This window comes from Microcoleus sp. F10-B2 (genome assembly GCF_036704965.1).
In the GTDB taxonomy this organism is placed as follows: Bacteria; Cyanobacteriota; Cyanobacteriia; order Cyanobacteriales; family Microcoleaceae; genus Microcoleus.
On record NZ_JAUBTB010000063.1, the window covers coordinates 34,570 to 45,412 of the forward strand.

Here is a 10,843-nt window from a genome sequence, read left to right on the forward strand (position 1 = left end):
AGAAAAACTCATAATACTTGTTAATAAATAGTAGGTAAATCAAGGTTTTATAGAAAACAGAGGCGAGTTCTGAAGTTCGATCGTCCTCCCATACCCACCAAGTCAACTGCTGCTATCTCTTGCGACAACCTTCTAAAATAGTTCAAGCAGGTACTAAAAGACAAAGTAAGGTTTTTCATGGCCGATCAATTAATTCGCGCTACAGCCGCAGAGGGCGGAATTCGCGCTGTAGGCGTCATTTCCACCCGCCTCACCGAAGAAGCAAGACAGCGGCACAATCTCTCCTACGTGGCTACAGCCGCCCTCGGCCGCACGATGTCGGCGGGGCTGTTACTCGCCTCCAGCATGAAACGGCCCGAATCGAGAGTCAACATTCGCATCAAAGGAGATGGGCCGCTGGGCGGGCTTCTGGTGGATGCGGGACTTGATGGAACAGTTCGAGGTTATGTGGATAATCCCGAAGTGGAATTGCCGCCCAATGCTAAAGGCAAACTCGATGTCGGCGGGGCAATAGGTGACGGTTATTTGTACGTGGTGCGGGACGTTGGATACGGCTTCCCTTATTCAAGTACGGTAGAATTGGTTTCCGGCGAAATAGGGGACGATCTGACTCATTATTTGGCAACCTCGGAGCAAACGCCTTCGGCTCTGGTTTTGGGGGTGTTTGTGGGGGCGGGCGGGGTACAAGCGTCTGGGGGTGTGCTGTTGCAGGTTCTGCCGAAGGCGGCAACGGACGAAAAACTGATGCAAACTTTAGAATCTAGAGTTGCTGCACTGTCGGGCTTTACGCCGCTGCTGCGATCCGGCAAAACGCTGCACGAGATTCTAGAAGAGTTATTGGGAGATATGGGTCTGGAAATTTTCCCGGAAACTCAGATGGTGCGCTTTGACTGCGGCTGTTCGTTCGATCGAGTTTTGGGAGCTCTGAAAATGTTGGGCGAAGCGGAACTCCAAGACATGATTGAAAAAGATGGGGGGGCTGAGGCTACGTGCCATTTCTGCAACGAGGTTTACAAAGCTAATAGCGACCAACTTGCGGAACTGATCGGCGATTTGCGATCGAACTCCGGTTCTTGAGATAATAATTGGTAATTGGCAATCAGGAGTGCGAGTTGGGGATAAAGGCCTTGACCAATTGCCAATTACCCTTTATCAATTACCTAATCACAAAATTTTGATTTTTGGGGTTTGGCGAGATCCTCTTGTAGTCTTTCGCCTGCTGGAGTATTTAAAAGTGATGAATACATTCTATAGAGCAGTCAATAGCAGCGATCGCTGTTTTGAAATAATAAAGACAGGCTGGTTGTTGTTTGTGGTGAGGATATGAGTCAAGATCGCAAAACATCAGGCCGTTGGTCTGCATCAGAATCCTTGGAGTCAACAAAGGATACTTCGTCGCTGGTGCGCTTACCAGCAAGGAAAAACCGGGCTGAACGACTTAAAGAGCTCCGAGAGTTGGTTACTTCGGGAAAACTGCCGGGAGGGCATCTGGAACTACCGCCGAATTTGTCTGGGGAAAACTCGCAGCCGCCGGAGGAACACAATCCGTTTTGGCGGAACTGGTCGCATAAGTGGCAGTTTTGGCTGGCGCTGAGTTTGATGCTATCGGTGGGTATGGGGTTTGTGGCAATTGCGTCTTTACTCAACCTGACCTCGCAGTCGAATTGCTCAAAGATTTTTTGGCCGACGGCTTCTGCTAACGATCGCTTTTTTTGCGCTCAAGAAGCAGCAAGCAAGCGGACGGCGGATGATTTGCTCAGGGCGATCGAATTAGTTAATGCTTTGCCACAAGACCATCCGCTGCGGCCGAGAATTAACGGTCAAATCGAGCGGTGGTCGGAGGATATTCTCAGGCTGGGAAATGCTAGTTTCCAAGAAGGAAAGCTGGATCAGGCGATTGCGATTGCTCGCAAGGTTCCTCAAGACGTTCCCGCTTACCCGACGGTGGAAAAGCAGATTGAAAAGTGGCAGTCGATATGGATCGATGCAGAGAAAATTTACCGCACGGCCGAAGACCACTTGCGTAAGGAAGAGTGGACGCTGGCTTTCCGCCAAGCTACTTTGCTGTTGGATTTGGGCAATACTTTCTGGGAATCGACTAAGTACGAGGAATTGACTAAGCTGATTCAAGCGACTCGGACTGAGGGCAATAAGTTGGTAAAAGCCCGGAATACAGCGGCAGAGGGAGGGCTCGACAATCTGGTGATGGGGATTAAGCTGGCTCAGGGAATTGGTCAAAACAGTTATTTGTATCAAGCTGCCAATAAGGCGATCGCGGAATTTAGCAAGAAAATTCTGGATATAGCCCAAAAACGCTTGCTCTCAGGGGATTGGGAGCAGGCGCTCGCGATTGCGAACAAGATTCCCGACACTGCAAATTTAAGGGAACAAGTTGAGGATTTTAACCAGTTGGCGAATGCTACTGGTCAGGCTTTGAGTGGCTCTGTTGAGGGTTTGTCCAAGGCGATCGAGATCGCTCAAAAGTTGAATTCGAGCCGCCCTTTGTACAAACAAGCTCAAGATTTAGTCGGCCGCTGGCAGCAAGAAATGGCTGATGTGAAAGTTTTGGATTTGGCAAGCAGGCTGGCGGCGCCGGGACGGGTAAATGATTTGAGGGCTGCGATCGGGCAATTGCAAACAGTCCCGGATTCAAATCCCCGCGCTTCTGAAGCTCGCAGTCAAATTAGCCGCTTGAGCCGTCAAATCGAGCTGCTCGAAGACAGTCCGTATTTACAAAGAGCGAACGATTTGGCGAGTACGGGCGATCCGAATGCTCTAGAGGCCGCCGTTGCTCAAGCTTCTCGGATCGGTCAAGGTAGGGCGCTTTACGTGGAAGCTCAAACCAAAATTCAAGCTTGGATCGAGAGGAGACAGCGGCTTGTTGACCAGCCGTTTTTGGATAGAGCTCAGCAGCTAGCGGCGGTGGGCAATTTGGCGGGGGCAATTGAGATGGCCCGCCGGATTCGATCGGGACGGGTGCTTTATGAGGAAGCTCGATCGAACATTCGGACTTGGGAGGCTCAATTTCAGGGCGAGCAAGGTTTGCAGAGCGCCCGTCAGGCGGCCCGAGCGGGGACTGCTGACGCTTTGCAAACGGCAATTTCCCTGGCTCTTCAGGTGCCGGAGTCGAGTTCGCTCCGGTGGCAGGCGAGCGAGGCGATTGATGAGTGGAGCCAGCGGATTTTGGCGCTTGGTGTGGAACAGTCGTCGTCGGATCTGGCTGGGGCGATCGCAACTTTGAAGAAAATTCCTTCGGGTACTCGGGCTTTTGAGCAAGCTCGATCGCAAATCAAAGTTTGGGAGGAGTCGCTGAATTCTCCCGATCCTGAATCTCCCGATGCTGAATCTCCCCCTCCCGAACCCCCGGAAACCGAGCCTCCGAGCAGCCCTCCGAGTCGCTAAATTTGACGGTGAGAAGCTGCTAACTAATATCTTTGCCGATCTGTATTAGGGAACCAAAAATGAAAACGCCCAAGCAAGTTCTCGAAGACTGGGTTTCTGCTTATAACGCTCGTGACCCTCACGCCCTGATCGAGCTTTATCACGACGATGCAGAGAACCATCAAGTTGCCTTTGGCGATCCTCTAAACGGGCGCGAGGCATTGCTTGAGAGTTTTGTTACCTTCTTCCAAGCTTTTCCAGACAATTACACGCACGTTGAGAATCTGTTTGAGGATGGCGAGTGGGCGATCGTCGAGTGGACTGGTGGCGGCACATTTCTAGGTGAGTTTGGTGGCAACCTACCAACTGGCAAAAGTTTTACCCTGCAAGGCTGTGGCTTCTTTCATGTTGTTGAGGGCAAAATCCATTTTCAACGCGGTTACATAGACAAGCACACTTGGTTCATGCAGCTTGGGCTACCGATATCATAAGCTTCCAGTTGTGCAACTGTACAATTATTTGGCATCAAGTCTTTGCTGACTCAAACCTGCGTTGCAGCTAGAGACTACCGAAAAACAGTGCTTTTTCCCGATGCTTGCCATCCCATTAAAATGACTAATTTCAGAGCCTAAACATCCGCCGGATTCAGGTGCATCATTGCCCAAGTGGTGTAAGTGCCGATCGGACTCCAAAGTATGTAAGGCAGCAATAATAGGGCGGCAGACTCGGAAACTTGCAACACACTTAAAGCTAGTATTACGCTTAAAATAGCACCCGTTCCGCCGATTATTGTGCCGACTTTTAGGCTCTTAAGTTTGCACATAACCGAAGTGTAAGAGATGGTTACTATTTCTAAAAGCAGGTACAAGCCCATTCTCAGCCAAGTCTCCTGAGTTCCCGGTTCTTTTTCCCAAACAATCACTGCTGACCATGCTGCACAAATAAAAATTACTGTCCAAATTATGGGAATTGCTTTTTCAAATACTAGCCATCTCGGACGCTGCAAGCGGTTGAACCATTTGATGTCGCTGGGTGAGAGCAAGCTAGCTGCTAGTGCTACTACAAAGGCGACACCTCCAATTACCATCCAGGATTTAATCATTTCTCTACCTTTGGCTAGATTTACGGCTGAGATTAAACATATATTTTAGGTAATAACCGCGCAAAATACATCTGCATCCAGTCTTAAATTTATAATTTACAGGTAATTTAGAGTTCTTGAAAACAGTAAATTTATTGGCTTCACAGTCCTGGACGCAGAACTTAATTATGTAGGGTGCGCTAGGCGCACCTTACCGCTATAATTCGCGCTTAGTCTTTCAACTAAATATGCAGCTAGCCGAGGCGGTGATGCTGTTCTAATTCTAAACTAGAGTCGTCATCTTTTTTGGGAACCAGAAGCGTATTTTCGCTGCTCGGTTGCAACACGGCTTTAATCACTTGGAGAAAACGGTTAGGCTTTTTAGTTTGACCGTTGAGACTGCGGCGGTCTTTCACTTTTTTAGACAGGTGGCGCATCACAGATAAATCGAGTTCATCTATGAAATGGTCTGCTATACGTTCTCCCATTAAATCAATAGCTTCAGAATACTGATCGGTTAGGGTTTCTATGGCATCGTATGCTTCGTCAGCAACTTGACTTGCTACTGTTTTACTTTGGTCGCCTGATGTTTGAGAATGGCTGCGGCGTCTGTCTAAAAGACTTTGGTAGTCAGCAATACTCATTCCCAAATTGTAAAGATGGTGGTGAGCATGATCTATCAAATCTACTTCACTGGGATAGAAGAAACCGCGAGTGCTGTTGATGCCGTGCAGTTTTGCCCAACGCCGCAGAATTGTCTCATCTTGCAGTTGATATCGCTCCAACATTTGAGCTGTATTCAGCTCTACTTCTGGCGTAACTTTGAAATCGCTCATCGGTAAATCCTCGCTGGTGAGTAAATAAATAAAATTGAAACTTAGAATCTGTGATTTGCGTACAGTCTGAAAATCACGATCGATCCTTTGACGGCATTGAGCGAAGTCTTGCGGGCATTTGCTAGCCGTTGATGGTGCGATCGTTCGATCGAGTCAGAGAACTTCAGGGTAGCGTACTTTTGGGCTTTGTTTCGATCGCATCCGGGAGCAAGCACACAGGGTTAATAATATAGCTGATTTAGGTTTCAACAACCGTTAAAAATAGTAAAGTTTGATTGTTGGGCTTGAATTCTTAGTAATGTTGAGCTATATTATTATCAATAACCGTGCAATTAGTAATTTTAGTAGTTGCAAACGAGATTCTTAGTATGCCTGTATACGATTATTTTTGTCCCAAAAACAACCAGAAGTTAGAAGTTTCGCACAGCATGAACCTGGAAGTTTCGACTTGGGGCCAACTGTGCGAGTTAGCTAAGTGCGAACCCGGAGACACTCCCGCAGATGCTCCGGTACGCCGACTGCTGAGCGCTCCGAGGTTGATGAAGCCGACATCCGACACCGATTATAAAAATTCTGGTTTCAGCAAGTACGTGAAGCGGGATGAAGGGGTTTATGAAAATGTCACGGCTAAGGATGGTGAAAGCCGTATTGTCAATCGAGATGGCAAGCCGATTAAAGACTGAGAACCCACAATAATCAAGTAGGGACACGGCACTGCCGTGTCCTGTATTTCATCCGATTGACAACTGCTATATTATTCAGATTATATTATTCCGATGCAGGCGGAAACAAAACGATCCACCGGACATAATATTATGAGCCAAACCAATCTTTCATTTTTTGTTTGGCTTGTTCTTTAGTATCAGCATTAATGTGTACTGAAACAGTAGCTATTGCCGCCAGCAATACTCCCAAATCGTCCGTAAATCCCATGCCGACTAATATATCGGGAATGGCATCGACCGGAGATATAAAATAGGTCAAAGCTCCAACAATAACAGTTTTTGCCCAAGCAGGCACCTTTGGATCCTGAGCCGCATAGTAGAGAATCAAAGCTTTTTCTACTACTTCTCTTCCTGCGGTTAAAGCAAAGTTTTTAAGTTTCGTCCAAAAACTTTCATCTGAATAGTTCATTTTGGGGTTGCTGAGGTTTGTTGTGGTTCCTTTCCGGTCGATCAAATCGAGAGGAATGCCCTTACTTTTAAGCTGGGAAACAGCAGAATAGAAGGATGCTGATGCCTGATTTTGATTGGGCGCAGCCTCCCGTATTTGTTTGATGTCTGCGATGAATTCCTGCATGGCTTGGATTTGCAAGTCGGAAACCGCCAGCAGTTTTTTTGCGGATTGGATCGCCTCGCTTTCAGCAGGATGCAGCGTCTTATTTGCCCAAGTAATGTTTATTAAAAAATACATGACTCCCAAACGCAGCGGTTCTGCTGATTGGCTGAGTGTTTGCAAACAGTCGCTGAGTGAAGGGGGAGTGGCTGTGTAGGATTGGATTTGAGTCTTTGCGGAGTCAGAAAACTTGTCTAAATTTATGGTTTTAAACAACAAATCTAATTCGTCAATATCAACGGCACCATCGGCGGCTGCGATCGCAAACAAAGAACCGTAAAAAGCTAAAAGTTCGCTTTCTGAGGATGTGGCAAAAATATCTCTCTCGGACACGATGCTACCCCGATCGCTGACGACGCTTTGCATTTTATCATAAAATTCAGCTCGCCATGATTTCGGCACGCGCATTCAAGGGCTGCGGAAACCGGCAATAATTTTAGAGAAAATGACACAATGGAGAACTTTGTATGAAAGTTGCGATCGTCGGCTGCGGCTATGTGGGTACTGCGACAGCCAAACATTTACGCGGCAAATCTGATTGTACTGTGACGGCGACAACTACGAGGGCGACCCGAGTAGTTGAGTTGGAGGGTGTCGCGCAGCGGGTGGCCGTTGTCAAGGGAAATGACAAAGATGCGATCGCCTCTGTACTGCAAGAACAAGATGCTGTAATGCTGTGCGTAGGTGCTCCCAATTCTGATACTTATCAGGAGAGTTATTTAGATACGGCGACTACTTTGGTATCGGTTTTAAAGCAGATACCGACAGTCAAGCAGGTTATTTATACGGGTAGTTATTCTGTGTACGGCGATCGCCAAGGTGAATTGGTAAATGAAGAATCGCCCGTCAAACTAGCTAATCCAAATAGTGAAATTATGGCAGAAACCGAACGGGTTTTATTAGCAGCATCTAGTCCAAATCTTCACGTCTGCATTCTCCGTTTGGGAGGAATTTATGGGCCAGGGCGAGAATTAGTTAAAATTTTTGGACGTTGGGCTGGGAACACTCGTCCCGGTCTGGGGGAAGATGCTACTAATTGGGTGCATCTGGATGATGTTGTTGGGGGGTTAACTTTTGCTTTGGAAAATCGATTGCAGGGAATTTATAATTTAGTCGGGGATGTGTCGCTGTCGAGTCGCGAATTACTCGATCGCATTTTTGAAACTCACAATTTGCCGAAAGCTTCTTGGGATGGAAGTCCTAGCGTGCGACCTTATAATGCGAGGGTGTCGAATCAAAAGATTAAGGCGGCTGGTTATCAATTTATCCATCCTGAGATTAGGGAGTATTAATGGAGGAGTGAATTGCGTCATTGAAGGCGATCGTTCTTTGTTTGTGTTCGCAATTTACCAGGCGATCGCTCTTTGATTTATATCAAATCCGGTCAATCATTCACAATAATATTTTTGGAGGTCGATCGGTGCTGACCTTTGAGGAATTCCTCACTACAAACTTAATTATAATTATTGACGCAGACTCGCTCTTACTGACCGATCGAGTTAGAGAAACCAAGGGTGCTTCCGAGCTAATTGTAGATGCACCCTTGGTAAAAATTTTGGCTGGGATCATTTACAACCGCTGAAACAAATCCATCCGATAGCGTTTATGGTGACGTGCTAAATCTAGCATCAAAAAACGTTTGCGTGGGTCTCCAAGATGTTTCAAAAACTGTGTGGAATCTTGGATAAAGGTATCGTGAACAATCTCGCCATTCAAGATAAAACTTTCCACTGGGAACCGATATTGAACCATCAGCAGATAACCTCCCGGAAGTAAGCTGTCAATAATTTTTTGCTTGGTTTCGAGGAGGTCTTCCATTGTCAAATAACAGCCCACTTCTGAAAAGAGAATTAAATCAAACTTCTCTGTTGGGAACTGCTGGGGTATCTGCATCTTCTCAAACTGCACCTGTGGGAGATCGGCGCAGCGTTTTCGTGCTTCTTCTAATCCGAGCTCCGAACAATCTACAGAAAGCAATCTGTCACACTTGGGGGCGAGTTTCTGCGTCAGTACACCTATGGCACATCCAATTTCCAAAGCATTTTTGAATTGGACTTTTGGCAAAGCTCTGATAGTTGCTCGGAATTTACTGATTTCATAAAAACTCGATGTGTATCCCCAAGGATCGGGACTCCCTCGGTAGGTTTCATCAAAGAAACTGGATGGTACTGATTTCTGCTCTGAAGGCGTCATGGTGCATCTCTGTAAGTTAAATGACCTTTAAGTAAATATACCAAAAAACTCGAGCGCTTGCTTGCCTCTATTGGGGAATTTTAATTTGGCGTGCGATCGATATTGACACTTTTATATTTTCCCCTTAACCCAAGTTCTAAAAGATTTCAGCAAAGCAATTTCCCCTATCGTCTGAGTGCGATCGAAAAACCCCGCCATTTCTGCTACCGATACAAACGGAAAAGCCACACTGAATTCCCGCTCAATATATTCTCTCTCTACCAACTGATAAAATTTCAAAATTTCCCCATTATATATCCAGAGTTCCGGGACGCGAAGTGCGGAGTAAATGGCCAACTTATCAACTGAACTGCTGGTAATATCTATTTCAATTGCTAAGTCTGGCGGTGGGGCAGTTTCTAAATCTAGTTCTTGCCTGCCTCTAACTGCTGCTTCATTTTGGATATAATAACAGTTATCTGGTTCTATGCCTTTTTTGGCATTTTTGAGTTTGAGAGTAGTTGAGCCAGCACTTTTAATTTCTATGTCGAGTTCTTCTGCTAAAGCAAGGATGAAATTACCGAAATTGCTCTTGTAGTTCTCATGTTCAAATAGTGGCGCCATAATTTCCAGTCTCCCTTCATCGTAAGCTATGCGATAACCTCGCTTATCGCCTATTTCCTTGAGCAACGTTTCAAAGGTTGACCAGCTAATGTTTTCTAGCAGTGTTCTCTGTTCGGCTAAACTTGAAGTAGTAGCAATCATCTCAAAATCTCCTTGAGCTGAGAAAACTCTAGTTTTATTTTACCACAGAGCCAGATACTATCAAAAAGGTGGTGCTTTTTTTGAACCGCAGATGCAGACGGATTGACGCGGATGAACGCGGATGGAGAAAGGGCGATCGCACTTCACTTAGGTTGTGTTAAATCTTATTTGATGACACCGCTAATTCTTTCTCTTCTTCCCAAGACAGTGATATTTCAAGTTCTCCTGATGCTGTAAATGTTTGAGCTGCCAACAGGGCCGTCTCTAAATTTACACACATCCTGACGGAATAATTACCTTCTTGTCCGCCGACAACTAGCTTTTCTATTGCATCGGGTTTTGATGGATATACTAAATTATGGAAGCTAACGTTATCAAAAGTTACGTTAACAATATATTTCCCGGATTCACCGCCGCCAATGCTCATATAACACTCGTCATCTGCACCCAAGGTAACTAAAGTTTTAGTTTTCCCATTTAACTCGCGAATGGCTTGTTCTATTTGACTCCAAGTAGGACTTTCTATTAAGTCACCTTCGTCCTGGTTGCCAACCCAATTTTCTGCTGATAGGTTTAACACAAACATTATTGCCTCCTTCTCTTTGGGGGTGCGAGCGTTCTTTTTTTTTACCGCAGATAAACGCGGATGAAACACCGATGGCTGCGGATGAAAAAAAGGCAATCGCTAGATTAAATAATTATCTCGATAACGTTCCTGTGCCATTTGTCGTGCTTCAAATTCATTCCATTGCTGGATAGGTCGTAAAGTTTCTACAGTTGTCAATTCATCGGGAATTGGTGTACCTATTATTTGATTGATTACTTCGGCTATTACCCGACAACAGCTTTGTGGCCAACAGACTACTTGCTCCTCAGCAAATCTAATGACTATCCATCCTTTTTCTAAAAAGAGTTGATGGCGCTGATTTTCTTGGACAAGCACTTCGTAATTTTTAGGCTCACCAGTTTCATAGTGATAAGGTTTATCAATTGTTATATCAATACGTAAATTTGTTAACTTATCAAAATAAGAAATTTCAATACAGTAAGGTTGATAGGAATGGAATTTTTGGATGATTAAATTGTTATTAATTTTCTCTGGTAATAATTGCTGTAAGTTCTTATAAAATTTACTTTCAAGCCACTGAGACTTTGTACTGACAATTCTACCTTCAGGAGGGACGGTTTTTATGATAATACAGCACTTTGCGTGACTAAGAGGTACAGTAACAGCAGTGAGCAAAATAATTTCGGATTTGCTTACTTGAACATA

13 protein-coding genes and 1 pseudogene are annotated in these 10,843 nt (G+C 45.5%); 6 read left to right on the forward strand and 8 right to left on the reverse strand.

Translation table 11 applies throughout. The features are described from left to right. Nucleotides 1–177 precede the first annotated feature (177 nt). The 3 genes from hslO (at nucleotide 178) to QUA99_RS22515 (ending at nucleotide 3,872) form a co-directional block, all read left to right on the forward strand. Nucleotides 178–1,077 (forward strand): Hsp33 family molecular chaperone HslO, encoded by a 900-nt coding sequence (gene hslO / locus QUA99_RS22505; protein ID WP_333241092.1) that lies wholly within the window; start codon nucleotides 178–180, stop codon nucleotides 1,075–1,077. A gap of 246 nt (nucleotides 1,078–1,323) precedes the next feature. Next, nucleotides 1,324–3,402: a hypothetical protein gene (locus QUA99_RS22510; RefSeq protein ID WP_333241090.1), complete on the forward strand. Its 2,079-nt coding sequence runs from the start codon at nucleotides 1,324–1,326 to the stop codon at nucleotides 3,400–3,402. Between the two features lie 59 nt (nucleotides 3,403–3,461). Further along, on the forward strand, nucleotides 3,462–3,872 hold the full coding sequence (locus QUA99_RS22515; RefSeq protein WP_333241088.1) for an ester cyclase: 411 nt from the start codon (nucleotides 3,462–3,464) through the stop codon (nucleotides 3,870–3,872). A gap of 137 nt (nucleotides 3,873–4,009) precedes the next feature. Here the strand turns inward: QUA99_RS22515 and QUA99_RS22520 are convergent, their stop codons facing one another. The 3 genes from QUA99_RS22520 to QUA99_RS22530 all read right to left on the reverse strand — a co-directional run bounded on the left by QUA99_RS22520 (nucleotide 4,010) and on the right by QUA99_RS22530 (nucleotide 5,513). Then, nucleotides 4,010–4,483, reverse strand: a complete 474-nt coding sequence (locus tag QUA99_RS22520; protein WP_333241085.1) for a TspO/MBR family protein — start codon at nucleotides 4,481–4,483, stop codon at nucleotides 4,010–4,012. Between the two features lie 233 nt (nucleotides 4,484–4,716). Beyond that, the gene (locus tag QUA99_RS22525) at nucleotides 4,717–5,298 is read right to left on the reverse strand and encodes a hypothetical protein (RefSeq protein WP_333241083.1); all 582 of its coding nucleotides are present in this window, start codon (nucleotides 5,296–5,298) and stop codon (nucleotides 4,717–4,719) included. A gap of 41 nt (nucleotides 5,299–5,339) precedes the next feature. After that, the gene (locus tag QUA99_RS22530) at nucleotides 5,340–5,513 is read right to left on the reverse strand and encodes a hypothetical protein (RefSeq protein WP_333343534.1); all 174 of its coding nucleotides are present in this window, start codon (nucleotides 5,511–5,513) and stop codon (nucleotides 5,340–5,342) included. Nucleotides 5,514–5,666: 153 nt separating this feature from the next. On the opposite strand from QUA99_RS22530, the gene QUA99_RS22535 reads away from it, so the two are divergent. Next, nucleotides 5,667–5,981, forward strand: coding sequence for a zinc ribbon domain-containing protein (locus QUA99_RS22535; protein WP_333241082.1), 315 nt, complete (start codon nucleotides 5,667–5,669; stop codon nucleotides 5,979–5,981). Between the two features lie 130 nt (nucleotides 5,982–6,111). Here the strand turns inward: QUA99_RS22535 and QUA99_RS22540 are convergent, their stop codons facing one another. Next, complete coding sequence (locus tag QUA99_RS22540; protein WP_333241080.1) at nucleotides 6,112–6,999, reverse strand: YkvA family protein; 888 nt, start codon at nucleotides 6,997–6,999, stop codon at nucleotides 6,112–6,114. 101 nt (nucleotides 7,000–7,100) lie between these two features. On the opposite strand from QUA99_RS22540, the gene QUA99_RS22545 reads away from it, so the two are divergent. Together QUA99_RS22545 and QUA99_RS22550 are read left to right on the forward strand one after the other, a co-directional pair. Then, nucleotides 7,101–7,925, forward strand: coding sequence for an NAD-dependent epimerase/dehydratase family protein (locus QUA99_RS22545; RefSeq protein WP_333241079.1), 825 nt, complete (start codon nucleotides 7,101–7,103; stop codon nucleotides 7,923–7,925). Between the two features lie 20 nt (nucleotides 7,926–7,945). Then, a complete protein-coding gene (locus tag QUA99_RS22550) occupies nucleotides 7,946–8,215 on the forward strand; it encodes a hypothetical protein (protein ID WP_333241077.1) in 270 nt (89 codons plus the stop codon). Here the strand turns inward: QUA99_RS22550 and QUA99_RS22555 are convergent. From QUA99_RS22555 to QUA99_RS22570, 4 genes and pseudogenes are all read right to left on the reverse strand, one after another. Continuing rightward, nucleotides 8,203–8,826 carry an SAM-dependent methyltransferase gene (locus QUA99_RS22555; RefSeq protein WP_333241075.1) on the reverse strand — a complete coding sequence of 208 codons (624 nt, stop codon included), beginning with the start codon at nucleotides 8,824–8,826 and terminating at the stop codon, nucleotides 8,203–8,205. The two genes, QUA99_RS22550 and QUA99_RS22555, sit on opposite strands and share 13 nt — an antisense overlap. A 111-nt stretch (nucleotides 8,827–8,937) precedes the next feature. Beyond that, nucleotides 8,938–9,570 (reverse strand): Uma2 family endonuclease, encoded by a 633-nt coding sequence (locus QUA99_RS22560; RefSeq protein WP_333241074.1) that lies wholly within the window; start codon nucleotides 9,568–9,570, stop codon nucleotides 8,938–8,940. Between the two features lie 157 nt (nucleotides 9,571–9,727). Next, nucleotides 9,728–10,156 (reverse strand): Imm1 family immunity protein, encoded by a 429-nt coding sequence (locus QUA99_RS22565; RefSeq protein WP_333241072.1) that lies wholly within the window; start codon nucleotides 10,154–10,156, stop codon nucleotides 9,728–9,730. A 99-nt stretch (nucleotides 10,157–10,255) separates the two neighbouring features. Further along, a pseudogene (locus tag QUA99_RS22570) lies at nucleotides 10,256–10,843 on the reverse strand (hypothetical protein); the annotation flags it as partial.